The sequence below is a fragment of the Jatrophihabitans lederbergiae genome (assembly GCF_031845305.1).
Taxonomy (GTDB): domain Bacteria; phylum Actinomycetota; class Actinomycetes; order Mycobacteriales; family Jatrophihabitantaceae; genus Jatrophihabitans_A; species Jatrophihabitans_A lederbergiae.
This window is the reverse complement of record NZ_JAVREH010000004.1, coordinates 129,167-155,938: the sequence shown is the minus strand read 5'-3', so window position 1 is coordinate 155,938 and position 26,772 is coordinate 129,167. Positions and strand designations below refer to the sequence as shown.

Genomic DNA, 26,772 nt, shown 5'->3' with positions numbered 1-26,772 from the left:
ATGAACGGTCCAGCAACGGTCCAGCTGGGACAATTTTCAGCCTAATCGCATTCTCCGACAGGTTGTGGGCGGGTGGGCGCTGGTGTTTCCGCCGCTCGCGGTATGAGCCGCAGGTTGCCCGGCAGGCACGGTCGCACCTTTATCGGCGCTAATACGGCCTTATTACTCGGGATTACTCGCGCTGGACGGCGGATTGCTCGCACGAGCCGGCAGATGTCGGAGCCGATTTTCCGTCTTGGCAGCAGCGGATCCCGATCAGGCGGCGAGCCGGAGCCGCTGCTGGTGCGGCGCTGAGCGCGTGCGCCGGGTGGGTTGGGCGGGCGTTACGCTGATCTGGTGACGCAGACGCCGGTGGCCGCGACCCAGGTCGGTGACCCGGCAGTCGCTCCCCGAACTCCGATGACCGTCGTCCGCGGGTATGTCGCGCTGACGAAGCCACGCATCATCGAACTGCTCTTGGTCACCACGCTGCCGGCCATGGTGCTGGCGGCGCACGGACTGCCCGACTGGTGGACGGTGCTGGTGACAATGGTCGGCGGCACCCTCGCGGCCGGCAGCGCCAATGCCCTGAACTGCTTCGTGGACCGCGACATCGACGCCCTGATGCGGCGGACCGGGCACCGCCCGCTGGCGACCCATGACGTCTCACCCACCGGGGCACTGATCTTCGGAGTGCTGCTCGGCGTGTTCGCGGTCGGCTTGATGGGCTTCACCGCCAACTGGCTGGCGGCCGGCCTCACCGCCCTCGCGATCGGCTTCTACGTCATCGTCTACACGGTGCTGCTGAAGCGCCGCACCCCGCAGAACATCGTGTGGGGCGGGGCAGCGGGGTGCATGCCGGTCCTGATCGGCTGGGCGGCCGTGACGGACTCGCTGTCGTGGGCAGCGGTCGTCCTGTTCGGTCTCGTCTTCTTCTGGACGCCGCCGCACTTCTGGGCGCTGGCGATCCGGTATCGCGAGGATTACGCGCGCGCCGGAGTGCCGATGCTGCCCGTAGTGGCCACGCCGGCTCAGGTCAGCCGGCAGATCCTGGGGTATTCCTGGCTGACCGTGCTCACCTCGCTGGTGTTGTGGCCGCTTGCCACCGGCTGGGTGTACGGCGTGCTCGCGCTGCTGGCCGGTGCGGGACTGCTCATCGAGGCGTACCGGCTCAACGCGGCCACCAAGCGCGGCGAGGCCGGAAAGCCGATGCGGCTGTTCCACTTCTCCAACAGCTACCTGGCCTTCGTGTTCGTGGCCGTCGCGGTGGACACGTTCCTGCGCTGACCGATGGCCAGCAGGCACCGGCGTCCGGCCGCGCGCCCGTACGATCAGCCGGGTGACCCGACCTCTCACCACATTCCCGGGGACGACCTGAGATGGCCGATCAGTCCTCGGCGCTGCTGATCCCGTCTGCAGCCGGCGACGCGGCCCGCGGGTCGGCGCTGACCCGGATGAAGCTCGTCGCCACCGGCGCCCTGGTGCTGGCGGCGGTCGTGTTCGTGCTCTGCAAGGTGATAGGCGATGACCACGGCGCGTGGCCGTTCGTCCAGGCGGCCAGCGAGGCTGCCATGGTGGGTGGCCTGGCGGACTGGTTCGCGGTGACCGCGCTGTTCCGCCATCCGCTGGGCGTGCCGATCCCGCACACTGCGATCATCCCGCGCAAGAAGGACCAGATCGGCGAGAGCCTGGGTGACTTCGTCCAGCAGAACTTCCTGACGCCCGAGGTGGTCGGGCCGCGGCTGCAGGCGGCGGAGATCCCGCGCCGGATCGGGGAGTGGCTCTGCGCGCCGGATCGGCCCGAGCAGCTGGCCGCTGAGTTCGGGGTCGCCGTGGCCGGGGCGAACACCGTCCTCGCCGACGACGACATCAGGGAATCGATCGGACGCTTCGCCGACGCCCAGTTGCGCCGGCTGCCCGCCGCGCCGGTGGTCGCGAAGGTGCTCGACCTCGCAGTGGAAGGGGACCAGCACCAGGTCCTGCTGAGTGAGGGCCTGAAGTCGCTGATGCGATTCCTGGAGGACAACCGCGACCTGTTCCGGCAGCGAGTGGCCGAGGAATCACCCGAATGGGTGCCGAGCTGGGTGGACGGCAAGGTCTTCAACCGGCTCTTCGCCAGCGTCCAGAACTTCCTGGCCGATGTGGCGGGCGATCCCGACCATGCGTTGCGCAAACAGTTCGACCAGCGGCTGCGCGACTACGCCGAGGCGCTGCGTACCGATCCGCATGCCTCGGACCGGCTGGAACAGTGGAAGTCCGAGCTGCTGGACCACCCGGCGGTACGCAACGCCCTGATGTCACTGTGGACGCCGCTGAAGCGGGCCGTGCTCGAGGCAGCCGTGGACCCGGACTCGGAGCTGCGCCGGGTTGGCGTGTCTGTCATCCGCCAGACCGGATCGGCCCTGAGCACGGACGCGGACCTGCAGGCCAAGTGCGACCGGTGGTTGTTGGGTGTGATGCGGCACGTGCTCACGCACTACGCCGGGGAGCTGACCGGCGTGATTACCCACACAGTCTCGCGCTGGGACGCCGAGTCCACGTCGAAGCGGCTGGAGCTGCAGGTGGGTCGGGATCTGCAGTTCATCCGCATCAATGGCACCGTGGTGGGCTCGCTGGTGGGCCTGGTCATCTACTCGCTGAGCCGCCTGCTCTGATCCGGTGGCGGCCGAACCCGAATCGCGGCCCGATGGTGTCCGGAAATCCTTCGATCCCGGTTAATGTTGTCGATAGGTGTGCTGAACGCACTGCACCCGTTCGACAGCTGGGGGAGTCATTTCCGACATCACCTCTGACGAGGCTGACCCCGGGCCGCGCACCGAGGCGATTTCCGCCGTTGGTCCACCGGACCCGCCCGAACCGGCCGAGACGCGCCCGGCGGGATGGCTGCTGGGTGGGCGCTACCGCATTCACGAGCGCATCGGCGCCGGTGGAATGGCGGAGGTGTTCCGGGCCACCGACGAGCTCCTGGCCCGTGACGTCGCGGTCAAGGTGTTCCGCCACCATGTCGACCCCGACAACAGCGCGGGCGGCCCGCAGCGCCAGAGCGTCGAGCTGCAGGCACTGGCCCGCCTGAGCCATCCGAACCTCATCACGCTCTTCGACGGATCGATCGGCGAGGGCGGCGAGCCGGCCTTTCTGGTGATGGAACTGGTGCACGGTCCCAGCCTCGCCGCCCGCATCGCGGAGGCGCCGCTGCCGCCGGACGAGGCCGCCGAGATCGCCGGGCAACTGGCGGACGCCCTCGGCTACGTGCACTCGCAGAACATGGTGCACCGCGATATCAAACCTGCGAACATCCTGCTCGGTGTGGACGGGGTGTCCGGTGACGCCGCCGTCCGGGCGCGGCTGTCGGACTTCGGCATCGTCCGGTTGCTGGGCAGCGAGCGGCTCACCAGCGTGGACTTCATGGTCGGTACCGCGACCTACCTGGCGCCGGAGCAGGCGCGCGGCGCCGATGTGGGACCCCCTGCCGACGTCTACGCGCTCGGCCTGGTTCTGCTGGAGGCGCTGACCGGCGTCCGGGCCTACCGGGGCAGCGTGCTGGACGCCGTGACCGCCCGGCTCGAGCGTTCGCCCGAGATACCCGAGCACTTCCCCGCGCCGTGGCCCGGCCTGCTGCAGGCGATGACCGCGATGGAGCCGGAGCTGCGCCCGAGCGCCGCCGACGTGGGCCGGACACTGCGCGCCGGACGCTTCGCCTCGCTGCCGCTTGCCGGCGCTGACTTCGCACCGACCGCCGAGGTCGCCGCGGTGGACCACTCCGGAACCGCCTCGGTCGGAGGTCTGGGCTCGGCAGCGGCGATCGCTGACGCGGCTCTGTTCGACGCGCCGGTGGGCTCCGGGCAGCCCGCGTTCGCCCAGGGCATCGTGCCGGCCGGCAGCGCAACACCGGTAGCTCACCAGATGCCGGCCACCGGATCGTCCGCCGAATGGGCCACCGGGTGGGCACCCGAGCCTGCCCCGGAGTCGGGCACGCACCGGCGGCTGAGAGGGCTGCTGGCCGCGGCAAGCGTGCTGCTCGCCGCGGCCGTGGGGCTCGAGGGTGTTCTGCTGTCGCGGCATTCCAGCCCGGCACCGCCACCGGCTACGGTGACTGCCCCGACCGCGGTCGAGTCACCGGTGGCGCCCAGTCCGACGCGCAGCCCGCAGCCGATCGTGCGCAGTTCCAGCGCCGTCCCGTCGGAGGCGTCGGTCCAGACCTTTTCCGCGAGCAGCGCGACCGCGCCCTCCAGTGCCGCGCCGTCCAGCGCCTCCCGGTCCAGCGCCGCCCCGTCCAGTGCCGCCCCGTCCAGTGCCGCCCCGTCCAGCGCCGCGCCGACGTCGCGGCCGCCATCGTCGTCCGCGCCGGCTCCGGTGCCGAGCGCATCCACGGCGACCCGCACAGTCACGGCGACCGCCACCGCGCCTGCCGCCAGCACGTCACCCAGCACCAGCCCCTCGGGCGTGGCAAGCACCAGTACGCCGGTCACGACCAGCACCTCGCCCTCGGTGTCGGCCACTACGCCGGCCACCTCGGCTCCGCCATCCGCGGCGGGTACGCCGACGCCCGTGGTGAAGGCTGACGCGAAGGGCTGACGCGCTAGCGCCGACCGTGCTGCCGGGTGAGTGAAGGTGTTGCAGCCGTCGAACCGGAGCGGTCCCACCGACCGGGGGTGGCGCCCCCGTCGACCGCCTCGTGCCAGTGCGCCGGCGTTCCAGCAACTGAGCCGGTGGCAACCGATCCGGTGACAACCGAGCCGGTCGCGGCGAACACCCACAGGGCGCTGACCCACACCAGGCAGGCGCCGAGCATGTGGATGTCGACGAGCAGGGCCGGAACATGCGTGAAGTACTGGACGAAGCCGATGACGCCCTGCGCCAGTTCGACACCGAGCAGGATCCGGGCGGCGCGCTGAAGCCGCTCCGACGCGCCGGCCGCCCGGGCGAGGACCGCGAATCCGATGGTGACGCCGATCAGCAGCATCACCACGTCGGCGTGCAGCTGGGCTACCGAGGACGGGGCGAGGTCGATGCGCCGGGTCGCGCCCTTGTCACCGGCGTGCGGTCCGCTGCCGGTGACCACCGCGCCGATGGCGAGCACGGCCGCCGTCAGCAGGACGAGCACCAGTGCCGCCCCGCGCAGGCTGCCGGCCCACCCGGGCCGGTCGGCGGCGCGAGGGACCGGCTCGTGCCGTAACCGGGGAGCCGGCTCGTGTTGTAGCCGCCACCACAACGCGAAGGCGACCGCAATGATCGCCATGGACAGCAGAAAGTGAGCTGCGACCAGCCAGGGGTTGAGCTTGGTGAGCACGGTGATGCCGCCCAGCACCGCCTGCGCCGGGATAGTGGCCGCGAGCAGCACGGCCAGACCCCGCTGTCGGCGCTGCAGCAGCGCGAGGGCCACGGTCGCGAGCACGACCGCGCTCAGCACGAACGTGAGCTGCCGGTTGGTGAACTCGATGATGCCGTGGATCGCGTACTCCCTGGTGGGGGTCAGCGAGCCCTTGGTGCATGACGGCCAGGTCGGGCAGCCGAGCCCCGAGCCGGTGAGCCGCACCGCGCCGCCGGTCACCACGATGACGATGTTCGCCAGCACCGCGGCGAGCGCGACTCGGGTCAGCACGACAGGCCTGCGAATCCACTCCAGCATCGTCATTCCCATCGAAACCAGCGAGCGGCGGCAGGCAGTGCCAGAGCTGCCCAGACCAGCAGGGTGAGCACCGCCCGGACCGGCAGGCCCTGGCCGTGTTCCAGAACCTCGTGAAGCCCGTCGGACAGCGCGGCCGAGGGTAGGAACCGCAGCACGTCCGCCGCCGCGCTGGGATACCTGCTCAGCGGGATGGCGATGCCACCGGCGAAAAGCAGCACCAGCCAGACCAGGTTGGCCGCCGCGAGGGTGATCTCGGCGCGGACCGTGCCCGCGAGCAGCAGTCCCAAGCCGCCAAACGTGAAGGTTCCCAGCACGATCAGCAGCACCGCCCACACCGGATCGCCGGTGGGATGCCAGCCCAGCACCAGCCCGAACAGGCAGATCAGGACGGCCTGCAGGACCTGCAGCAGCAGGACGGCACAGGTCTTGCCCAGCAGCAGCACCGGCCGCGAGAGCGCCGTCGCCCCGAGCCGCTTGAGCACGGCGTACTTTCGCTCGAAGCCGGTTCCGATTGCCAGGCCGGTGAACGAGGCGCTCATCACCGCGAGGGCGAGCACCGAGGGCACGACGAAATCGATGCGGCGCGGCGCGTCCAGGGAGTACAGCAGCGGCAGGTTGAAGAAGAACTCCAGCAGCAGCGGAATGACGAGCGTCAGCCCGACCTGCTCGCCGTTGCGCAGCAGCAGCCGGAGTTCCATGCGGGTCTGCGCGGCCAGCATCGCGGCGGTCGGAGCAGCGCCGGGCGCGGGCGCGAAGCTCGTCATCGGGCTCCCTCGGCCGTGGTGAGGGCGAGGAAGACGTCTTCCAGGCTGCGGCGCTCCACGGTCAGTCCCTCGGCGAGCACCTGCTGGGACGCGCACCACGAGGTCACCGCGGCGAGCAGTTCCGGGGTCACCTCGGCCGACACCAGATAGTGCCCGGGAGCGACCTCGGTGACCGCGCTGCCGACCGGCAGGGCGTCGCGCAGGCGCTCGACCGGAAGGCCGCGGCGGGCCGAGAAGCGGACCTGGCCGACGGCGTTGGTGCGGGTCAGCTCAGCGGGGCTGCCCTCGGCCACGATGCGCCCGGCGTGCAGCATGATCACGTTGTCGGCGAGCTCTTCGGCCTCGTCCAGGTAGTGGGTGGTGAGCACCACGCTGACGCCGTCCGCCCGCAACCGCCGGATGAGGTCCCAGGTGGTGTGGCGGGCCTGCGGGTCCATGCCGGTGGTGGGCTCGTCCAGGAACAGCAGCTCCGGCCGCGAGATCAGCGCCATCGCCAGTGACAGCCGCTGCTGCTGGCCACCGGAGAGCCGCTTGACCGGGGTCCGTGCCGCACCGGCCAGGTCCACCAGGTCCAGCAGCCCGACCGCGTCCAGCGGATGGGCGGCGTAGCTGCCGAACAGTTGCAGCAGCTCCAGCGCCCTGGCGCCGGTGTAGCCGCCGACGCCGTCCTGCAGCATCACGCCGACCTTGGGACGTAACCGCGCGCCGTCGGCCACCGGATCGAGGCCGAGCACCCGGACCGAGCCGCTGTCGGCGCGCCGGAACCCCTCGCAGATCTCGATGGTCGTGGTCTTGCCGGCCCCGTTGGTGCCCAGCAGCGCGAGCAGCTGGCCACGGGGCACGGTGAGCGAGATGGAGTCCACGACGGCCCGTCCGGCATAGCGTTTGACGAGATCGCGGATCTCGACGGCGGGGGCGGGCACTCCCTGAGTCTAGGTAGCCGCGCTGTGATCCCGCCGTGCGCAGGTCGGCCGGGGTGATCGGCTAAACACCGCGGTCATTCGGCGGCCTTCACGGAGCTGCCGTACGCGTCGACGTACTCCTGGCCCGACAGCCGCTGGACGGCCTCGCGGATGGTCTCGGTGACCTCGCGCAGCACCCGTGCGGACCGCTCGTCCTCGGGGCGGCCGGAGAAGTCCAGGGCCGAGCCATAGTGCACCTCGACGGGCTCGCGATGCCAGCGCGGATCACCGGTGGCGAGCACGTGCTGGGTGCCGACCAGGCCGACCGGGACGACGGGGGCGCCCGAGCGCAGGGCCAGCCGGGCCACTCCGGTGCGGAACTTGTGCAGCCGGCCATCGGGGGAGCGGGTGCCCTCGGGATAGATGCCCAGGGCCTTGCCCGCCGCGAGCAGCTCGACCCCGACGTCGATGGTCGACGCCGCGGCGCGCGGATTGCTGCGGTCGACCGGGACGTGGCCGAACTCGCGGAACCCCCAGGCGCTCACCTTGCCGCGCACTCCGGAGCCGGTGAAGTACTCGGCCTTGGCGAAGTAGATCACCTGCCGGCCGGCCGTGATGGGCGTGAAGACCTCGTCGGCGGCGGACAGGTGGTTGGCCGCGATGATCGCCGGGCCGGTGCGCGGTACGTGCTGCTGCCCCGTCGCATGGGGACGAAAATAGGTGCGCAGCAGGGGCGATACGGTCAGCTCAGCAGCGCGATACAGCACGGTGAGAAAACCTACCGCGTGCGCAGGTGAGACCGGAATCGCGCTGGCGTCCCCCCAACTGTGATCCCGCGCGGAAATACGTCATACTTGTCTTGTGAAAATGACCCGGTCCGCTGAGGTTGCCACTGTGGCGCCCGCAGGACGCGCTGTCACCACACCCGCCTCGGAGGGACGGACCAGGGACGCGGTCGTCCGGCTCGCGCAGGAATCCGGCCCGCTGACCGCCGCCGCCTTCGCCGAGCGTTTGGAACTATCGGCCGCCGCGATCCGCCGCCATCTGGACGCCCTGGTGGTGGATGGCATCTTCGTCGACGTCGAGCCCCGAGTCTCCGCACTTCACCCGCGCGGGCGTGGCCGTCCGGCTCGGGCCTACCAGCTCACCGACGCGGGCCGGGCGAGTTTCGGCCACGCCTATGACGACCTCGCCTCGACCGCGCTGCGCTACCTGCGCGAGACCGGCGGTGAGCGTGCGGTGGCCGCCTTCGCCGACCATCGCGCCCACACCCTGGCCGCCCGCATCGATGCCAGGCTGACCACCGCAGCGACCGCCGGCGGACCCACCGCCGAAGATGACCTGGCCGGTCAGCGCGAGCGGGCCTCGCTGGTAGCGGCTGCCCTCACCGACGAGGGCTACGCCGCGAAGGCGACGCCGGCCGGTCACGGCACCCAGATCTGCCAGCACCACTGCCCGGTGGCCCACGTGGCCGCGGAGTTCCCGGAGCTGTGCGAGGCAGAGACCCGGGCGCTGGCCGACTTGCTCGGCACGAACGTCCAACGACTCGCGACCATCGCCCATGGCGACGGCGTGTGCACCACCCATATCCCGCACGGCAGCCAGATTCCGCAAGACACCGTTACAGCCGAGCAGCCCTGACGGGGATGTTCGGACCACCGGCAAGTCAAGCCGCTAACAGCAGTTATCCCAGCCTGGGAGGCACATAATGACCACAGCAGCAGAGCGCGTTCAGACGCAGGGCGAGCAGATCGATGCGCTGTCGACGTACAAATTCGGTTGGTCAGACACCGACGTAGCGGGATCGACTGCGCGTCGTGGCCTGAACGAGGACGTCGTCCGCAACATCTCGGCGCTGAAGAACGAGCCTGAGTGGATGCTGGAGCGACGGCTGAAGGCTCTGGAGATCTTCCGCAAGAAGCCCATGCCCAACTGGGGTTCGGACCTGTCCGGAATCGACTTCGAGAACATCAAGTACTTCGTGCGCTCGACCGAGAAGCAGGCCGCGACCTGGGACGACCTGCCGACCGACATCAAGAACACCTACGACAAGCTGGGCATCCCCGAGGCCGAGAAGCAGCGGCTGGTCTCCGGCGTCGCCGCCCAGTACGAGTCCGAGGTCGTCTACCACAAGATCCGCGAAGACCTCGAGGAGCAGGGCGTCCTGTTCCTGGACACCGACACCGCGCTGCGCGAGCACGAGGACCTCTTCAAGGAGTACTTCGGCACCGTCATCCCGTCCGGTGACAACAAGTTCGCCGCGCTGAACACCGCCGTGTGGTCGGGTGGCTCGTTCATCTACGTGCCCAAGGGCGTCCACGTCGACATCCCGCTGCAGGCCTACTTCCGGATCAACACCGAGAACATGGGGCAGTTCGAGCGCACCCTGATGATCATCGACGAGGACGCCTACGTGCACTACGTCGAGGGCTGCACCGCGCCGATCTACTCCTCGGACTCACTGCACTCGGCGGTCGTCGAGATCATCGTCAAGAAGGGTGGCCGGTGCCGTTACACCACCATCCAGAACTGGTCGAACAACGTGTACAACCTGGTTACCAAGCGCGCGGTCGCCCAGGAGGGCGCCACCATGGAGTGGGTCGACGGCAACATCGGCTCGAAGGTGACCATGAAGTACCCGGCGGTCTGGATGACCGGCGAGCACGCCAAGGGTGAGGTGCTCTCGATCGCGTTCGCGGGCGAGGGCCAGCACCAGGACGCCGGCGCCAAGATGGTGCACGCCGCGCCGTACACGTCCTCGACCATCATCTCGAAGTCAGTTGCCCGGGCGGGTGGCCGGACGTCCTACCGCGGCCTGGTGCAGGTCGAGCCCGGCGCTCACCACAGCAAGTCCACGGTCAAGTGCGACGCGCTGCTGGTCGACACCATCAGCCGCTCGGACACCTACCCCTACGTCGACGTCCGCGAGGACGACGTGTCGATGGGCCACGAGGCCACGGTGTCCAAGGTCAGCGACGACCAGCTCTTCTACCTGATGAGCCGGGGCCTGTCCGAGGACGAGGCGATGGCCATGATCGTGCGCGGCTTCGTCGAGCCCATCGCCCGTGAGCTGCCGATGGAATATGCCCTTGAGCTGAACCGGCTCATCGAACTTCAGATGGAAGGCGCGGTCGGCTAACAAGTGACTGCTACACGTACCGAATCAGAACTGCAGGCCGAATCAGAACTGCAGGCACCGGACGCCGGGGCCCACAGCCACGGCGCTCCGGGTACGACCACCGGGACCGGCTCGCCGGCAGAGCGCTTCACCTCGCGGAACCCGGACGACTTCGGCGTGCCCACCGGCCGCGAGGAGGACTGGCGGTTCAGTCCGCTGCGCAAGCTGCGGCCGCTGTTCCAGCCGTTCGAGTCCGAGGACACGTTCCGCTTCGAGAGCGAGCTGCCCGAGGGTGTGACCCTGACGTCCGTCAGCCGCGAGCACCCGCTGGTGGGCACCGCGCTGACGCCGGGCGACCGGGTCAGCGCGCTGGTCGCGGCCAACGTCGCGCAGGTGGTGCTGGTGACCATCGACGCGAACGCCGAACTGACCGGGCCCATCACGCTGCGCTCCGTCGGCAAGCCCGGGCTGAACTACGGCTACTTCGTCATCGACGCCCGTGCTCACAGCTCGGCCACCGTGGTGATGGACCACCTGGGTGAGGTCACCGTCGCGGCGAACGTCGAGGTGCTGGTCGGCGACGGCGCCCGGCTCACGTTGATCAGCGTGCAGGACTGGGACGCCGGAGCGGTGCACGTCGCCGCGCACGCGGCGAGGGTCGGTCGGGACGCCGGCTACACCCACCTCGCCGTCAACCTCGGCGGGGATGTCGTCCGGTTGAACCCGACGGTGACCTACGCCGGACCGGGTGGATCGGCCGAGCTGTACGGGTTGTCCTTCGCCGGTGACAACCAACACCAGGAGGCCCGGCTGTACGTCGACCACGCCGTGCCGCAGTGCAGCTCCAACGTCGTCTACAAGTCCGTCCTCGACGGTGACACCTCGCGCACCGTCTGGATCGGCGACGTGCGCATCCGTCCGGACGCCATCGGCACCAGCACCTACGAGCTGAACCGCAACCTGCTGCTGACCGACGGCGCGCGGGCCGACTCGGTACCCAACCTCGAGATCGAAACCGGTGAGATCGCCGGCGCCGGCCACGCCAGCGCGACCGGGCGCTTCGACGACCTGCAGCTGTTCTACCTGCAGTCACGAGGCATTCCGGCCGACGAGGCCCGCCGGCTGGTGGTGCGCGGGTTCTTCGCCGACATCGTCGACCGGATCAAGGTTCCCGCCCTGCACGACCGGCTGATGGACACCATCGACGCCCGGCTCGGCGGTGCGCCGGCGGTGGCCGGGAGCGAGGAGTGAGCACCCGGCTCTGTGCGCTGGCAGACCTCACACCCGGCACCGCCCTTCGGGTCGAGCTGGACGAGGCCGACGTCGCCGTGGTGAGGGTCGGTGACGAGGTGTTCGCGATCGAGGACGTCTGCTCGCACGCCGACTACCCGCTGTCCGATGGCGAGGTCACCGACTGCACCATCGAGTGTGAGCTGCACGGGTCGCGGTTCGACCTGCGCAGTGGCAAGCCGACCGGGCCGCCGGCGACGCGACCGGTTGCCGTGTACGAGACATCCGTGATCGACGGCGCCGTTTATGCAGATCTGAATGCCCCGAAAGAGGAGAACTAGTCATGTCCGAGCTCGAAATCCGCGACCTGCACGTCGCCGTCGAGGACACCCCGATCCTCAAGGGAGTGAATCTCACGGTCAGCTCCGGCGAGACGCACGCCATCATGGGCCCCAACGGCTCCGGCAAGTCGACGCTGGCGTACTCCATCGCTGGTCACCCGAAGTACACCGTGACCAGCGGCGAGGTGCTGCTCGACGGCCGGAACGTCCTCGAGATGGCCGTGGACGAGCGCGCCCGCGCCGGGCTGTTTCTGGCGATGCAGTACCCCGTCGAGGTTCCCGGCGTGTCGGTGTCGAACTTCCTGCGCACTGCGGCGACCGCGGTCCGCGGCGAGGCGCCGAAGCTGCGCACCTGGGTCAAAGAGGTCAACAGCGCGATGAGTGACCTCGAGATGGACAAGGCGTTCGCCGAGCGCAACGTCAACGAGGGTTTCTCCGGCGGCGAGAAGAAGCGCCACGAGATCCTGCAGATGGCCTTGCTCAAGCCCAAGATCGCCATTCTGGACGAGACCGACTCCGGCCTCGACGTGGACGCGCTGCGAGTTGTCAGCGAGGGCGTGAACCGAGTTCGTGAGACGGGCATCGGCACGCTGTTGATCACCCACTACACCCGGATCCTGCGCTACATCCGGCCCGACTTCGTGCACGTGTTCTTCGACGGCCGCATCGTCGAGTCCGGTGGTGCCGCGCTGGCCGAGAAGCTCGAGACGAACGGCTACGCCAGCTACGGCGTGAACGAGCCGGCCCTCGTCGAGCCGGCGTCCATCTAGCCATGCCTGGGGCCGTCGCCGGAAGGGAATTCGGCGGCGGAACCAGCAGTTTCAGCAAGCGGAGGCGGTGCATACGTGCTCAACACCCTTGATGTAGAAGCCATTCGCAAGGACTTCCCGATTCTGACCCGTCAGGTGCACGGGGTGCCGTTGGTCTACCTCGACTCGGCGAACACCTCGCAGAAGCCGCAAGCTGTGCTGGATGCGCTCGAGGACTATTACTCGCAGCACAATGCCAACGTCGCGCGTGCGGTACACACGCTCGGGTCCGAGGCCACGACGCTTTTCGAGGCAGCGCGGGACAAGGTCGCGGCATTTATCAACGCCCCGCGCCGCGACGAGGTGATCTTCACCAAGAACATCTCGGAGTCGCTGAACCTGCTGGCGTACTCGCTGTCGAACGCCACAACGACGATCGGTGCTGAAAGATTCAGGATCGGCCCCGGCGACAACATCGTCGTCACCGAGATGGAGCACCACTCGAACCTGGTGCCCTGGCAGCTGCTGGCGCAGCGGACCGGTGCCGAGTTTCGCTACATCCCCATCGATGCCGACGGGCGGCTGGTCGAGGCGGCGATCGAAGAGCGGATCGACGAGCACACCAAGGTGGTTTCGTTCGTACACCAGTCCAACGCCCTGGGCACGGTGAACCCGGTGGCGCGGATCGTCGCCCGCGCGAAGGCTGTCGGAGCGCTCACCATCCTCGACGCGGCACAGTCCGCGCCACACCGGCCGCTGGACGTCCAGGCCCTCGGGGTCGACTTCGTCGGCTTCACCGGCCACAAGCTGTACGGCCCGACCGGCGTGGGCGTGCTCTGGGGCCGTTACGAGCTTCTCGCCGAGCTGCCGCCGTTCATGGGCGGCGGCGAGATGATCGAGACCGTCGACATGACCGGCACCACGTACGCGCTGCCGCCGCACCGGTTCGAGGCCGGCACCCCGATGATCGCCGAGGCGATCGGGCTCGGCGCGGCCATCGACTACGTCAGCGCGATCGGCATGAGCGCGATCCAGGCGCACGAGGACGAGTTGACCGCCTACGCCCTGACCGCCCTCGCCAAGGTCCCGGGGCTGACCATCATCGGACCGAGCGATCCGGTCGACCGTGGCGCGACGATCTCGTTCACGATGAAGGGCATCCACCCCCACGACGTGAGCCAGCTGCTGGACGAGCAGGGCATCGCCGTGCGTGCCGGGCACCACTGCGCCCGCCCGGTGTGCGTCCGTTACGGAATCTCCGCGACCACCCGCGCCTCGTTCGGCATCTACACCACTCTCGGTGAGGTCGACGCGCTGGTGGCCGGGTTGGCACGAGTACAGGAGATGTTCGGATGAGCCTGTCGATGGATTCGATGTACCAGCAGATCATCCTCGACCACTACAAGAACCCGCAGCACCGCGGCGACATCGAGCCCTTCGACGCCGAGGTTCACCACGTCAACCCGACCTGCGGCGACGAGGTCACCCTGCGGGTCAGGGTGACCGACGGCGAGATCGCGGAACTCGGGTGGGTCGGCGAGGGGTGCTCGATCAGCCAGGCGTCGACCTCGGTGATGAGTGACCTGGTGGTGGGCACGCCGGTCGACGAGGCGCTGCACCTGCAAGAGAAGTTCCTGGAGCTGATGCAGTCCCAGGGGCACAGCACGCTGAGCGAGGACGATGCCGAGGCGCTCGACGACGCGGTAGCGTTCGAGGGTGTGTCGAAGTACCCGGCGCGGGTGAAGTGCGCGCTGCTGGGTTGGATGGCCATGAAGTCAGCCGTCGCTGCCGCGACAACCAACTCTGTCGCTGCCGCGACAACCAACTCTGTCGCTGCCGCGACGGAAGCCCGGACAGGGGAGTAGCAATGACCGAGATGACCACCTTGCCGGTGCCCTCACGCGACGATGTGGAAGAGGCGCTGCGGGACGTCGTCGATCCCGAGCTCGGGATCAATGTCGTTGATCTGGGCCTTATCTATGGCCTCGACATCGCCGATGACGCCACCGTGACGGTCGACATGACGCTCACCTCGGCGGCGTGCCCGTTGACCGACGTCATCGAGGAGCAGGCGCAGAGCGCGCTCACCGGCGGTCCCAAGCCGCTGGCCAGCGCCATGAAGATCAACTGGGTCTGGATGCCGCCGTGGGGCCCGGACAAGATCACCGACGACGGCCGCGAGCAGCTCCGCGCGCTCGGCTTCAACGTCTGAGGTTGCCGTACGGCCCCGAGTGCCTTGTTACTCAAGACTCGTTACTCAGGACTCGCGCCGTCCGAGCGGCGAGCGAGTCGATGACGTCGTATTCCAGGTGCAGATAGCTGTGCGCCAGCGGCGTGGCCTTTACCAGCCTCAATCGAGGTAGCTGCACCAAGTGGCTTCCCGGCGGTGCGCCCGGCCCGTCGACCAGGGTGGGCGTGTCCCCGCCTCCCACCAGGAGCGGTGCCACCGTCACCGACACCCGGCCGATCAGCCCCGCGCGCAACAGCACCGCGTTGAGTTGACCACCGGACTGGACAGTCAACCGGTCGACACCCTCGTGCTGGAGGGAGCCGAAGAGGTCGACGAAGTCGATCTTCGGGTTGTAGTAGCGGGTCACGAGCTTCGGGTCCGGTATGCCGAAAGCCGGGTGCCCGGCGTTCGTCGTGACCACGACGAGCCTGCTGCAGTGCCTCAGCAGATTTCGTAGGCCCAATGAGGTCAGGTGCGGTGCGTTGTCCACCACCACGAAGGCCACCGGTGTCGGGTCGATGCGCTCCTTCGGGTCATTCCAGCCCACCTTCGCAAGTACCTTGCCGGTGATGAGTGAGACGAGGTCGGTCTCGCGCTCTAGTTGGTAGTACCGCGCGAGCCCGTCACAGATTCCCGGTATGAGAGGCAGGTCCCTGTCGAAATCCCGGTCGCCGGTGGGGCCGGTAGAGATCTTGCCGTCCAGCGACATCAGCAGAAACAGCGTGGTCAACGGAAGCCGGAGCCCATCGGCGGCGTCGCCGTGCTTTCGGGTCATCGCCTCAGCCCAGGCTGCTCGCGCTGAAGGTGTTGCAGCCGTTCGGATCGCCGCCGCGGTAGCCGGTTCCGAACCACTTCTTCCGCTGCGCCGACGAGCCATGGGTGAAGCTGCTCCGGTCGACCTGGCCGCTGCCCAGATGTGACTGGATCCAGTCGTCACCGATCCGTCCGGCGGTGTCCAGCGCGGCGTTGATGTCGGCTTGGGTCAGGTCCTCGATGAAGGGCCGGCCGTTGCTGGCAGGCACCGTCGTGGCGTGGTTCGCCCATACCCCGGCGAAGCAATCGGCCTGCAGCTCGAGCCGTACCGAGTCCGAGGACGCTCCGGTCCGGGAGTGGTTCACCTTGCCCTCGATCCCGAGCAGGTCCTGGACGTGGTGGCCGTACTCGTGCGCCAACACGTAGGCGTTGACGAACGCGCCGCCGGTCGCGCCGAACTGGGTCTTCAGCTGATCGAAGAACGTCAGGTCGATGTAGACGAGCTTGTCGGCCGGGCAGTAGAACGGGCCCACCCCGGCCTCGGCGGCCCCGCACCCGGTGTTGGTCTGGCCGCTGAAGAAGACCGTGTCGGCTCGGGTGTAGCGCGCCCCGAGCGCGGGCAGCTCCTGGTTCCAGAAGGCTTGCACCGAGTCGATGTCGGCCACGATGGCGCAATCGGACTTGGTATTGGCGTCGGCACCGGTCTTGCACTCGCTGCTGAGCTGGGTGTTGTCGACCGAGCTGGCGTTGGAGCCCTGGCCGACGTCGCTCAGGCCGCCGATGCCGCCGGGTAAACCACCGGACGAGCCGCCGCCGCCCAGCACGTTCATCAGCACCACCACGATGAGGCCGACGATCCCGAGGCCGCCACCGCCGGCAGCCACCCGACCGAAGCCCATGCCGCCGCCTCGGGTGTCCCGCACCTCAGACGTGTCCAGTTGGGCATCGTCGTTGTACTGCATCGCGTTATGTCCTTTCGTAAGCCCGGCACGGGTTACTGCCCAACCAGCACAGCTCAGCCAGCACAGCCTCAGCCAGCACAGCCGAGCTCGAAGAGCAAAACACCCAGCCGAGCGGTGCACAAAACTCGACCGTCCGCCAGCTCCGCACCGGTAACGCCCCGCAGGCGCTGCCGTGGGGTAATCTGGCTGGACGTGAGCACTGTTCCGCGCTGAGATCGGCACTGTTCATCCCTGCCCATCAGCCCTGACCGGAAAGTCCTCACATGATCACCGCGACCGACCTCGAACTGCGAGCAGGCGCGCGCATCCTCTTGCAGCCCACCTCCTTCCGCGTCCAACCGGGCGACCGGATCGGTCTCGTCGGGCGCAACGGCGCCGGCAAGACCACGACTCTCAAGGTGCTGGCCGGCGAGACGCTGCCGCACGGCGGCACGCTCACCGCGGCGGGACCCATCGGCTACCTGCCGCAGGATCCGCGCACCGGCGATCTGGAGCAGCGCGCGGGTGACCGGGTGCTGTCCGCCCGGGGCCTGGACGCCATCCTGCACGAGCTGACGGCCGTCGGTAACCGGCTGGCCGAGGAGCACACCGACGACGGCCTGGTCCGGCGCTACGGCCAGCTCGAGGAGCGCTTCTCGTCCCTGGGTGGCTATGCCGCCGAGGCTGAGGCCGCGCGGATCTGCTCGCACCTCGGACTTCCCGACCGGGTGCTCGACCAGGCCGTCGGCACCCTGTCCGGAGGCCAGCGCCGCCGCATCGAGCTTGCCCGGATCCTCTTCGCCGATTCGGCGGGGGAGCCGACCACACTGCTGCTGGACGAGCCCACCAACCACCTGGACGCCGACTCGATCGGCTGGTTGCGTGACTTTCTCAAGGGTCACCGCGGTGGGTTGATCGTGATCAGCCACGACGTCGACCTGCTCGCCGCAGTGGTGAACAAGGTCTGGTATCTCGACGCCAACCGCTCCGCCCTGGATGCCTACAACGTTGGCTGGGCCACCTACCTCAAGCAGCGGGAGGCCGACGAGCGGCGCCGCACCCGCGAGCGGGCCAACGCCGAGCGCAAGATCGACTCGCTCAAGGGGCAGGCCGACAAGATGCGGGCCAAGGCCACGAAGGCGAAGGCCGCCCAGCAGATGCTGCGCCGAGCGGAGGCGCTCAACGCGGGCCTGGCCGAGGTGCGCGCGCACGACAAGGTCGCCAAGCTGCGCTTCCCGGACCCGGCACCCTGCGGCCGGACGCCGCTCACCGCCGAGGGGCTGTCGAAGTCCTACGGCTCGCTCGAGGTGTTCAGCGGCGTGGACCTGGCGATCGACCGGGGCACCCGCGTCGTGGTGCTGGGGCTCAACGGGGCGGGCAAGACCACGCTGCTGCGACTGCTGGCTGGTACCGAGCGCTCGGACACCGGCTCGGTCGTGCCCGGGCACGGCCTGCGCCTGGGCTACTACGCCCAGGAGCACGAGACCCTGGACACCGAGCGCACGGTGCTGGAGAACATGCGCAGTGCCGCCCCGGACCCCGCCGACCTGCAGCTGCGCAGCGTGCTCGGCGCCTTCCTCTTCTCCGGCGACGACGTCCAGAAGCCGGCCGGTGTGCTCTCCGGTGGCGAGAAGACCCGGCTCGCGCTCGCCATGCTGGTCACCAGTGCCGCCAACGTGCTGTTGCTGGACGAGCCGACCAACAACCTCGACCCCGCGAGCCGCGAGCAGGTGCTGGACGCCCTGCGCCACTACTCCGGCGCCATCGTGCTGGTCACCCACGACGAGGGTGCCGTCGAGGCTCTCGATCCGGACAAGGTGATCTTGCTGCCGGACGGCGTGGAGGACACCTGGAGCGCGGATCTGGCCGATCTGGTCGTGCTCGCCTAGCGCCGTTCCCGGGCTGCCGGGATCATCAGCAATTCCGCGGATCGGCAATAGACAACCTTGCCCATTGCGGTGGCGTGTGCGGACTGCTAGCAAGGTCATATAGCACTTGTTCGTCTCCGGACGCGGTCGCCCTGACCCGTGCCCGGACCGTACGACCGCAGCGCGGAGGGTGTCGCGCCGCGTTATTGAACGGGAGGACCGACGGTGGCAGAACTGAAGAAGGGGGCCCGGATCACGGGCCCGGACCGGAACACCCTCGCGGTCGAGGTGCGCGAGCAGTACGAGAACGGCCACAGCATTCGCGAGCTGGCGCAGCAACACGGCAGGTCCTACGGGTTCATCCACCGGCTGCTCAGCGAGAACGAGGTATCGCTGCGCGGTCGCGGCGGCGCCACCCGTGGAAGGAAGAAGACGTCCTGAGCACCGACACCGACGTCCCCACGAGGTCCGGAGCCGCTGAGGCACCGGGCGTTCCGCATCCCGGCAGCCATGCCATCCCGGCCGAGGCCGGGTTCTCGCTGGAGCTGTCGCGAGCCGGCGAGCTGGCGACCGTCACGCTGAACCGGCCGCACAAGCGCAACGCCCAGAACCCGCTGACCTGGACGTGGCTGGAGCGGGCGGTCAACGCGCTGCCGGGCACCGTGCGGGTGCTGCTGGTCCGGGGCGATGGATCGTCCTTCTCCGCCGGTCTGGACCGGGCTCTGCTCACTCCCGAAGGCCTACCGGGCGTCAGCAACCCGATGGAGTTGGCTGCGCTCAGCGAGGATGAGGCGACGCGCCAGATCGCCTCGTACCAGGCCGGCTTCGCCGCCCTCGCCCGTCCCGGTGTGGTCAGCGTCGCCCTCGTACAGGGTCACGCGGTCGGTGCCGGATTCCAACTCGCGCTCGCCTGTGACCTCCGGATCGCCGCCGCCGACGCCCAGTTCACCATGGCGGAGGTCAGCCTGGGCCTGGTGCCGGATCTGGGCGGGACGAAGCGGCTGGTAGAGCTGGTCGGCTATTCCCGGGCGGCCGGCATCTGCCTCACCGGCCGTCGGGTTCCCGCCGCCGAGGCTGACCGGATCGGGCTCGTGTCGGCCGTGGTGCCACCGGAGCAGCTGGCGGCGGTGGGCGGGCAACTTGTGTCGCGGCTGCTGGCGCTGCCACGCACCGCGGTGACGGAGACCAAGGCGCTGCTGCTGGCCGCGTCCGGCCGTTCACAGCCGGAGCAGGAGGCCGCGGAGCGAGCGGCTCAGTACCGCCAGCTACGCGAGCTGACGGGCCTGCACGGCGAGGCCTGATCGCGGCTGCCTTCAGCCCGCAGCGAACATGGCCGCGAACACCACCGGCCCGGGGGCTGTGGGCGGGTGCCACCCGGTGACAAGGCGATAATCGACGGGTGATGCTTTCATGAACCCCGGCGGCAACTACGCCGTGATGCGGTCGATGCGCCGTGACTCCGCACTGTCCAAACGGCCACTGCGCAAGGGCACCGCCAAGCGGGTGGTGGCCTTCGCCCGTCCGTACCGCCTGGAACTCATCCTCTTCCTGGTCATCATCGTGCTGGATGCCCTGATCGGCGTGGCCACGCCGGTACTGGCCGGCCGGGTGGTCAACGAGATCACCTCGCACGGCGCCGTCCGGGTGGTGGCCTGGACGGCCGTCGTCATCGCCGGCCTGGCCGTGGTCGACGCCGGGCTGTCGCTGGCCCAGCGCTGGTACTCGGCCCGGATCGGCGAGGGCCTGATCTTCGACATGCGCACCGGCGTGTTCAACCACGTGCAGCGGATGCCGCTGGCGTTCTTCACCCGCACCCAGACGGGTGCCCTGGTCAGCCGGCTCAACGGCGACGTCCTCGGTGCCCAGCAGGCGTTCACCTCGACCCTGTCCGGCCTGGTCAGCAACGTGGTCAGCCTGGTGTTCACCGCCGCGGTGATGTTCACGCTGTCCTGGCAGATAACCCTGCTCGCGCTCGTCCTGCTGCCGGTGTTCGTGCTGCCGGTACGCCGGATCGGCACCCAACTGCAGGCCATCACCCGCGAGTCCTACGGCCTCAACGCCTCGATGAACACCACCATGACCGAGCGGTTCAACGTCTCGGGCGCGCTGCTGGTGAAGCTCTTCGGCAACGCCGGGGACGAGTCGGAGTCGTTCCGCGCGCGGGCCTCGCGGGTGCGCGACATCGGCATCCGGTCGGCCATGTACGGCCGGACGCTGTTCGCCGCCCTCAGCCTGGTGGCAAGCCTGGCCCAGGCCCTGGTGTACGGCCTGGGCGGCTACTACGCCCTCACCGGGCAGCTGTCGACCGGCACGGTGGTGACCCTGGCGCTGCTGCTGTCCCGGCTCTACGGGCCGCTGATGGCGCTGTCCAACGCGAGGGTGGACGTGATGAGCGCCCTGGTCAGCTTCGACCGGGTCTTCGAGGTGCTCGACCTGGCCCCGATGATCGACGACGCCCCGGACGCCGTCCCGATCGATCCGCAGGCGGCCACCGTGACCTTCGACAACGTCTGGTTCTCATACCCGTCCGCCCAGGAGGTGTCGCTGGCCTCGCTGGAGGACGTCGCGGTGCTGGACCAGACCCCGACGCAGGACGTGCTCCGGGGCGTCGACTTCACCGCGCAGGCCGGTCAGATGGTGGCACTGGTCGGCCCGTCCGGCGCCGGCAAGACCACCATCAGCCAGCTGGTGCCCCGGATCTATGACGTCCGCTCCGGTGCGGTGCGGGTGGGCGGCCAGGACGTCCGGAGCGTCACCCAGCAGTCCCTGCGCAACGCCATCGGCGTGGTCAGCCAGGACGCCCACCTGTTCCACGACACCATCGCCTCGAACCTCCGCTACGCCAAGCCCGCCGCCACCGACGCCGAGCTGTGGGAGGCGCTGCGGGCGGCCAATATCGGCGACAAGATCGCGGAGCTCCCGGACCGGCTGGACACCGTGGTCGGCGACCGCGGCTACCGACTCTCCGGCGGTGAGAAGCAGCGGATCGCCATCGCACGGCTGCTGCTCAAGGCACCCCGCATCGTGATCCTGGACGAGGCGACGGCGCATCTGGACAGCGAGAGCGAGCGTGCCGTCCAAGAGGCGCTGGCGGTGGCGCTGCGCGGCCGGACGTCGCTGGTCATCGCGCACCGGCTGTCGACGATCCGGGCCGCCGACCAGGTGCTGGTCATCGACGACGGCCGGATCGTGGAGTCCGGCACCCACGAGGAGTTGCTGCGCCGCGGCCGGCTGTACGCGGAGCTGTACCGAACTCAGTTCGCGGCGAGCGAGACGACGGGGGAGTCAGGCGACGTCAGCAGGGTCTGAAAGGCCAGCTCGGAGGCGCCGATCAGGGCGGAGTCCTGATCCAGACCCGGCAGCAGCACCTGCACGCCGGACCGGGCCGCGGCCATCGCCCGGCGGTCCAGCTCGGCCTCGACGGAGCTGCGGTCCAGCCGTACCACTTCGGCCAGCGAGCCGCCGACCACGATGGCTTGCGGGTTCAGGCAGTTGACGACGTTGGCCAGGCTGCGGCCGAGCCACACGGCGACGGTGTGCACGGCGGCCACCGCCCGCGCGTCCCCGGCGTCGGCGTCGGCGAAGATCGCGGCGATGGCGGCGGGACCATGCCGGTCGGTCACCCCGGCGGCGCGCAGCAGGGCGTGCTCGCCGATGTAGGTCTCGATGCAGCCCGTGCTACCGCAATGGCAGGCCGGGCCGTCCGGATTGATGGTCATGTGGCCGATCTCGCCGGCATAGCCGCCGACCCCGTGCAGCTGGGCGCCCTCGGAGATGATGCCGCCGCCGACACCCACGCTGCCGTTGAGGTAGACGAGATGGTCATAGCCGACCGCGGCGCCGCGCTGGTGCTCCGCGACCGCTCCCAGGTCGGCGTCGTTGCCCACCTGCACATCCAGCTGGGCAGGAAGGGTGGCGGCGAGCAGAGCCGCGAAGGGCACCGCCCGCCAGTTCAGGTTGGGCGCGTGCTCGACGAAGCCGTCCCGCCGGCGCACCGTCCCCGGAATGCTGACGCCGACGCCCACCGGCCAGGCGGAGTGGGGAAGCTGCTGCGCCAGCCAGGCCGCGTCGTCCACGATCCGGCGGACCACAGCCTGTGGGCGGCGGTCGTGCCCCTCGATGGCGGTCACCCGGCGGGCCTGCACGGCACCGCCGAGGCTGACCACCGCGATGGAGATTCGCTCCACGGCGACCTCCACGGCCAGCACGTACGGGCCGTCCGCCCGGGGCGCGACCACGTGGGAGGGGCGGCCGGCCCGCTCGCCCCCGGACGGCACGTATTCCGTGACCAGTCCGAGGGCGACGAGGTCGGCGACCAAGGCCCCGATGGTGCTTCTGTTCAGACCCATGGCAGCTGTCAGCTCTGCCCGGGTGGCCTCGCCATGCCGGTGGATGTGGCGCAGCAGCATGCTGAGGTTGTGCCTGCGAATCTCTTCCGGCCGAACAGCGACCCGCTGTTGTGTCACCGTCACGGATCACCAGCCTCCGGTGTTGATCAGCCGAGGCCGGCGGCGCCGGCACGCCGGCGGGACAGGGCGTCGATCGCGGCGGCGAGCATCAGCACCAAACCGGTCACGATGTACTGCACCGCTGAGCCGTTGGTGCCCTTCACCAGGTCGGACATGCCGTTGTAGATGACCTCGACGACGAGCCCGCCGATGATCGCGTCGATCACCCGGCCCTTGCCGCCGAAGAGGCTGGTGCCACCGATGACGGCCGCGCCGACGGCCAGCAGCAGGGTGTTGCCGCCGTAGTTGTCGACGCTGACGGACTTGACGTTGGAGGCGATCAGGATGCCGCCGATGGCCGCCATGAACGAGGAGATCACGAACACCGAGATGCGGATCCGGTCGACCGGGATACCGGCGCGGCGCGAGGCCTCTTCGTTACCGCCGACGGCGTAGACGTGCCGGCCGTACCGGGTGCGGGTCAGGATGAAGGTCCACAGCACCAGGAAGGCGACGACCATCGGGATGACCCACGGAACGCCCTGCAGCGGCTGCGGGGCGACCCGGACCAGCTGGCCGTTGACGTTCTCGATGGACGAGGTCTTGATGATCGCCCGGTTCTTGTTCAGGACGTAGACCATGCCGCAGACCAGGACCGCGACGCCGATCACCTTGAGCGCGATGACCGACGTGGGCTCGGCGTGCAGACCGGCCCGGCGCCGGCTCAGGGCGGCGGAGAGCTTGACCGCGAGGTAGAGGGCCACGCAGATCACCGCGAACAGCCAGCCACCCCAGGTGGGCATTTGCGCGTTGTCGATCCCGTTCACCACGTTGTCGGTGACGGTGACGTTGCCCTGCTGGCCCTTGCCGTTGTTCAGGATGTAGAGCACGACGCCCTGGAAGGCCAGGAAGAAGGCCAGCGTGACGACGAAGGACGGGATGCGGACCTTGGCCCGCAGCAGCCCGATCAGGACGCCGATCACCACGCCGGTCAGCAGCGCCAGGCCGATCGAGACCGGCCACGGCGCGTTGTAGCCCACCATGACCCGGACCATCACCGCGGCGCAGACGCCGGCGGCGTAGCCGGCCGAGAGATCGATCTCACCGAGCAGCAGGACGAAGACCAGGCCCATCGCGATCACGATGGGGCCGGCGCCCTCGGTCAGCAGCACGGCGGTGTTGTACAGGCCGCCGAAGGACGGCTGCAGGATGCGGAACAGCACGATCAGGACGATCAGGCCGGTCACGGCGGGCAGCGAGCCCATGTCCCCGCCGCGTAGCCGCGACACGTAGTTGCGGGCGTAGTCGGCTATGCCGTTGCCGACCGGAGCCGTCGAGGCCAGCACCGACAGGTCGGAGCCGGGGTTGTCATCGGCCGGGGGCTTGGTTCCGACCACATTGCTGGTGCTCACGCGGAGACTCCCGTCGCGCTGGTAGCGGTGCCTTGGACGCTGTCCGAGCGTCCGGTGGTGATGAGTTCGACGAGCTGGGTCTGGTTCACGGCCGAGCGCTCCACGATGGCCGCCATCCGGCCCAGGTAGAGGGCCGCGATCCGGTCGGACACCCGCAGCACGTCGAGCATGTTGTGTGAGATGAGGACGACGGCGAGGCCGCGGTCGGCCAGCCGACGCACCAGTTCGAGCACCTGCTCGGTCTGCGCGACGCCGAGGGCCGCGGTGGGCTCGTCGAGGATGACGACCTTGGAGTTCCACAGCACCGACTTGGCGATCGCGACGGTCTGCCGCTGGCCGCCCGACAGGCTCGAGACCCGCTGGCGTACCGACTTCACGGTGCGCACGGACAGCGAGGCGAGCGTCTCGGACGCGGCCTTCTCCATGGAGTTCTCGTTGAGCACCACACCGCTGGTGCGCTCGCGCCCCAGGAACATGTTCTGCACGATGTCGAGGTTCTCGCAGAGCGCGAGGTCCTGGTACACGATCTCGATGCCCATGCCCGCGGAGTCGCGGGGAGTCTTGACGCTCACCGGGCTGCCCTCGAAGAGGTACTCACCGGAGTCGGTCGTGTAGGTGCCGCCGATGCACTTGACGAGCGTCGACTTGCCGGCGCCGTTGTCGCCGATCAGGGACACGACCTCTCCGGCTCGGGCTTCGAAGTTCACGCCATGCAGAACCTGCACGGGCCCGAAACTCTTGTTCACGTTTCGCAGCTGGAGTATCGGCTGGTCAGTCAAGGATCCTCGTCCCCTCGTTCTGCGGCGGCTCTGCAGTCGGTGCGGATGGCAGTCGGTGCTGGATGTTCTTACGGGCTGGCGGGTGGTGCGAGAACGGGCGGCCGGCAAGAGCTGCCGACCGCCCGAACGTCGGTGTTACTTGATGCCCGCCGCGGTGCACATGGCTGCGTACTTGGCGGTGCAGACCTGGTCCTTGGCCGTGTAGCCGGCGTTGATCGGCTCCGCCACGTTCGCCTTGGTGATGGCGATCGGGGTGGCCAGGATGGCCGGAACCATCTGGTGGGTCTTCGGGTCCTCGATCTTGGAGGTGGTGGTGGGGATCTGGCCGTTTGCGAGCTGCGCGGCGGCGTTCACGGCCGGGCCGGCTTCACCGGTGGACGGCTTGTAGATCGTGAAGCACTGGTTGCCCGCGAGGATCTGCTGCAGACCGGCCGGGGAGGCGTCCTGGCCACCGACGGCAACCTTGCCGGCGAGGTGCAGGTTGGTCAGATTGGTGATGACGGCGCCGGCCATCGTGTCGTTGGCGACCATCACCGCGCCGATGTCGGGGTTCTTCTGGATGAAGGAGTTGAACACCCGGCCGGCGGTGGGAGCGTCCCAGTTACCGGTCTGGTCCCCGACCTTGGTCCAGCCGGAGGTCTTGCTCAGCACGCTGTCGTAGCCCTGCTTGAACAGGGTCGCGTTGTTGTCGGTCGGCGCGCCGTTGATGTCGACGTACTTGACGGCCGGCTTGCCCTTGACCTGCGAGCACTCGGTGAGGGCCTTGCCCTGGAGCTCGCCGACCTTGGTGTTGTCGAAGGAGACGTACAGTGCCGCGCCGCCGCCCGGGGTGAGCCGGTCGTAGTCGATGGTGATGACACCGTTCTTCTTGGCCTGCTGCTCGATGGTGGCGCCGGAGGCGGCGTCGAGGTTGACCAGCATGATGACCTTGACGCCGCTGGCGGCCATCTGACCGGCGATGGTCTTCTGCTTGGCGGCCGAGCCGCCGGCGTTCTGGATGTCGCACTTGAGGTTGGCCTTGGCACAGTCCGCCTTCAGCGCGTCCGGGTCGGCCGAGACCCAGCGGTTGGAGGACTGGGTGTCGGGGAGGATGATGCCGACCTTGGCACCCTTGCCGTCCACGGTGCCGCCGCCGGTGCCGGACCCGGTGCCGGAACCCGAGTCAGAGGCACTGGCCGACATGCTGGCCGACATGCTGCCGGTGGCGCTCGACGCGGCGCTGCCAGCGGCACTGGTGGCGCTCGAGGCGGCCCCACCCGCCGCGGACGTCACGTCGGAGGTGGTCTTCTTGCTGGAGGAGCACCCGCTCAGAGCGAGCGAGGTCGCAGCCCCCACGACGAGCAGGCCGATTGCGCTCTTGCGCATGGGCAATTCCGCCTTTCGCGGTTTGGAGTCGACGGCTCCATCGGCCGACGACCACAGGAATGTTGTCGGCGGGAACATATCCCCGAATTGACGTCCTGGCAAAGACCCCGACACGGAGTTGTTACCGAGCCGTCGTCTAAATGAAGACCGGGGGACGGACACATCGCCCCGAAACCGACGATGTGACGATCGCCGCGGCGGTCTTTCGTGATGCCGCCGCGGCGGTCTTTCGTGATGCCGCCGCGACGGCGCGTCTCGTATCGC

25 protein-coding genes are annotated in these 26,772 nt (G+C 69.1%); 15 read left to right on the top strand and 10 right to left on the bottom strand.

The window, feature by feature from the left end:
• The first annotated feature begins 336 nt into the window (after positions 1-336).
• The 3 genes from RM423_RS04825 to RM423_RS04815 all read left to right on the top strand — a co-directional run bounded on the left by RM423_RS04825 (position 337) and on the right by RM423_RS04815 (position 4,554).
• On the top strand, positions 337-1,266 hold the full coding sequence (locus RM423_RS04825; RefSeq protein ID WP_311421866.1) for a heme o synthase: 930 nt from the start codon (positions 337-339) through the stop codon (positions 1,264-1,266).
• 92 nt (positions 1,267-1,358) lie between these two features.
• Positions 1,359-2,633 carry a DUF445 domain-containing protein gene (locus RM423_RS04820; RefSeq protein ID WP_311421865.1) on the top strand — a complete coding sequence of 425 codons (1,275 nt, stop codon included), beginning with the start codon at positions 1,359-1,361 and terminating at the stop codon, positions 2,631-2,633.
• Positions 2,634-2,751: 118 nt separating this feature from the next.
• Entirely contained in the window at positions 2,752-4,554 is a 1,803-nt protein-coding gene (locus RM423_RS04815; protein WP_311421945.1) for a serine/threonine-protein kinase, read from the top strand.
• Between the two features lie 4 nt (positions 4,555-4,558).
• Here the strand turns inward: RM423_RS04815 and RM423_RS04810 are convergent, their stop codons facing one another.
• The 4 genes from RM423_RS04810 to RM423_RS04795 all read right to left on the bottom strand — a co-directional run bounded on the left by RM423_RS04810 (position 4,559) and on the right by RM423_RS04795 (position 8,041).
• Entirely contained in the window at positions 4,559-5,620 is a 1,062-nt protein-coding gene (locus RM423_RS04810; protein WP_311421864.1) for a COX15/CtaA family protein, read from the bottom strand.
• Entirely contained in the window at positions 5,611-6,372 is a 762-nt protein-coding gene (locus tag RM423_RS04805) for an ABC transporter permease (protein ID WP_311421863.1), read from the bottom strand. The genes RM423_RS04810 and RM423_RS04805 overlap by 10 nt, the downstream gene beginning before the upstream one ends.
• Entirely contained in the window at positions 6,369-7,295 is a 927-nt protein-coding gene (locus RM423_RS04800; RefSeq protein ID WP_311421862.1) for an ABC transporter ATP-binding protein, read from the bottom strand. The genes RM423_RS04805 and RM423_RS04800 overlap by 4 nt, the downstream gene beginning before the upstream one ends.
• Positions 7,296-7,369: 74 nt before the next feature.
• Positions 7,370-8,041 carry a lysophospholipid acyltransferase family protein gene (locus RM423_RS04795; RefSeq protein WP_311421861.1) on the bottom strand — a complete coding sequence of 224 codons (672 nt, stop codon included), beginning with the start codon at positions 8,039-8,041 and terminating at the stop codon, positions 7,370-7,372.
• Positions 8,042-8,141: 100 nt separating this feature from the next.
• Here RM423_RS04795 and RM423_RS04790 point away from each other — a divergent pair, with 100 nt between their 5' ends.
• The 8 genes from RM423_RS04790 to RM423_RS04755 all read left to right on the top strand — a co-directional run bounded on the left by RM423_RS04790 (position 8,142) and on the right by RM423_RS04755 (position 14,924).
• Complete coding sequence (locus RM423_RS04790; RefSeq protein ID WP_396327603.1) at positions 8,142-8,915, top strand: helix-turn-helix transcriptional regulator; 774 nt, start codon at positions 8,142-8,144, stop codon at positions 8,913-8,915.
• A gap of 67 nt (positions 8,916-8,982) precedes the next feature.
• Positions 8,983-10,413, top strand: coding sequence for a Fe-S cluster assembly protein SufB (gene sufB / locus RM423_RS04785; RefSeq protein WP_311421859.1), 1,431 nt, complete (start codon positions 8,983-8,985; stop codon positions 10,411-10,413).
• Between the two features lie 3 nt (positions 10,414-10,416).
• Positions 10,417-11,643 carry a Fe-S cluster assembly protein SufD gene (gene sufD / locus RM423_RS04780; protein ID WP_311421858.1) on the top strand — a complete coding sequence of 409 codons (1,227 nt, stop codon included), beginning with the start codon at positions 10,417-10,419 and terminating at the stop codon, positions 11,641-11,643.
• Positions 11,640-11,963 (top strand): non-heme iron oxygenase ferredoxin subunit, encoded by a 324-nt coding sequence (locus tag RM423_RS04775; protein ID WP_311421857.1) that lies wholly within the window; start codon positions 11,640-11,642, stop codon positions 11,961-11,963. The genes sufD and RM423_RS04775 overlap by 4 nt, the downstream gene beginning before the upstream one ends.
• A gap of 2 nt (positions 11,964-11,965) precedes the next feature.
• The gene (gene sufC / locus RM423_RS04770) at positions 11,966-12,733 is read left to right on the top strand and encodes a Fe-S cluster assembly ATPase SufC (protein ID WP_311421856.1); all 768 of its coding nucleotides are present in this window, start codon (positions 11,966-11,968) and stop codon (positions 12,731-12,733) included.
• 75 nt (positions 12,734-12,808) lie between these two features.
• A complete protein-coding gene (locus tag RM423_RS04765) occupies positions 12,809-14,068 on the top strand; it encodes a cysteine desulfurase (protein ID WP_311421855.1) in 1,260 nt (419 codons plus the stop codon).
• Positions 14,069-14,070: 2 nt separating this feature from the next.
• On the top strand, positions 14,071-14,577 hold the full coding sequence (gene sufU / locus RM423_RS04760) for a Fe-S cluster assembly sulfur transfer protein SufU (protein ID WP_396327602.1): 507 nt from the start codon (positions 14,071-14,073) through the stop codon (positions 14,575-14,577).
• Positions 14,578-14,579: 2 nt separating this feature from the next.
• Positions 14,580-14,924 carry a metal-sulfur cluster assembly factor gene (locus tag RM423_RS04755; RefSeq protein ID WP_311421853.1) on the top strand — a complete coding sequence of 115 codons (345 nt, stop codon included), beginning with the start codon at positions 14,580-14,582 and terminating at the stop codon, positions 14,922-14,924.
• Between the two features lie 31 nt (positions 14,925-14,955).
• On the opposite strand, the gene RM423_RS04750 is transcribed toward RM423_RS04755, so the two are convergent.
• Both RM423_RS04750 and ypfJ read right to left on the bottom strand, forming a co-directional pair.
• Complete coding sequence (locus RM423_RS04750) at positions 14,956-15,717, bottom strand: dihydrofolate reductase family protein (protein WP_311421852.1); 762 nt, start codon at positions 15,715-15,717, stop codon at positions 14,956-14,958.
• Between the two features lie 4 nt (positions 15,718-15,721).
• The gene (ypfJ, locus tag RM423_RS04745) at positions 15,722-16,657 is read right to left on the bottom strand and encodes a KPN_02809 family neutral zinc metallopeptidase (protein WP_311421851.1); all 936 of its coding nucleotides are present in this window, start codon (positions 16,655-16,657) and stop codon (positions 15,722-15,724) included.
• Positions 16,658-16,920: 263 nt separating this feature from the next.
• On the opposite strand from ypfJ, the gene RM423_RS04740 reads away from it, so the two are divergent.
• The 4 genes from RM423_RS04740 (at position 16,921) to RM423_RS04725 (ending at position 21,813) form a co-directional block, all read left to right on the top strand.
• Positions 16,921-18,525 carry an ABC-F family ATP-binding cassette domain-containing protein gene (locus tag RM423_RS04740; RefSeq protein WP_311421850.1) on the top strand — a complete coding sequence of 535 codons (1,605 nt, stop codon included), beginning with the start codon at positions 16,921-16,923 and terminating at the stop codon, positions 18,523-18,525.
• A 204-nt stretch (positions 18,526-18,729) separates the two neighbouring features.
• A complete protein-coding gene (locus RM423_RS04735) occupies positions 18,730-18,945 on the top strand; it encodes a helix-turn-helix domain-containing protein (protein WP_311421944.1) in 216 nt (71 codons plus the stop codon).
• Between the two features lie 74 nt (positions 18,946-19,019).
• A complete protein-coding gene (locus RM423_RS04730; protein ID WP_396327601.1) occupies positions 19,020-19,805 on the top strand; it encodes an enoyl-CoA hydratase/isomerase family protein in 786 nt (261 codons plus the stop codon).
• A 109-nt stretch (positions 19,806-19,914) separates the two neighbouring features.
• Positions 19,915-21,813 (top strand): ABC transporter ATP-binding protein, encoded by a 1,899-nt coding sequence (locus RM423_RS04725; protein ID WP_311421849.1) that lies wholly within the window; start codon positions 19,915-19,917, stop codon positions 21,811-21,813.
• On the opposite strand, the gene RM423_RS04720 is transcribed toward RM423_RS04725, so the two are convergent.
• The 4 genes from RM423_RS04720 to RM423_RS04705 all read right to left on the bottom strand — a co-directional run bounded on the left by RM423_RS04720 (position 21,759) and on the right by RM423_RS04705 (position 26,508).
• Positions 21,759-22,976 carry an ROK family transcriptional regulator gene (locus RM423_RS04720; RefSeq protein ID WP_311421848.1) on the bottom strand — a complete coding sequence of 406 codons (1,218 nt, stop codon included), beginning with the start codon at positions 22,974-22,976 and terminating at the stop codon, positions 21,759-21,761. The two genes, RM423_RS04725 and RM423_RS04720, sit on opposite strands and share 55 nt — an antisense overlap.
• 23 nt (positions 22,977-22,999) lie before the next feature.
• Entirely contained in the window at positions 23,000-24,304 is a 1,305-nt protein-coding gene (locus RM423_RS04715; RefSeq protein WP_396327600.1) for a sugar ABC transporter permease, read from the bottom strand.
• 56 nt (positions 24,305-24,360) lie between these two features.
• Positions 24,361-25,143, bottom strand: coding sequence for an ATP-binding cassette domain-containing protein (locus tag RM423_RS04710; protein WP_396327591.1), 783 nt, complete (start codon positions 25,141-25,143; stop codon positions 24,361-24,363).
• Positions 25,144-25,278: 135 nt separating this feature from the next.
• On the bottom strand, positions 25,279-26,508 hold the full coding sequence (locus tag RM423_RS04705) for a sugar ABC transporter substrate-binding protein (RefSeq protein WP_311421845.1): 1,230 nt from the start codon (positions 26,506-26,508) through the stop codon (positions 25,279-25,281).
• Positions 26,509-26,772 lie beyond the last annotated feature (264 nt).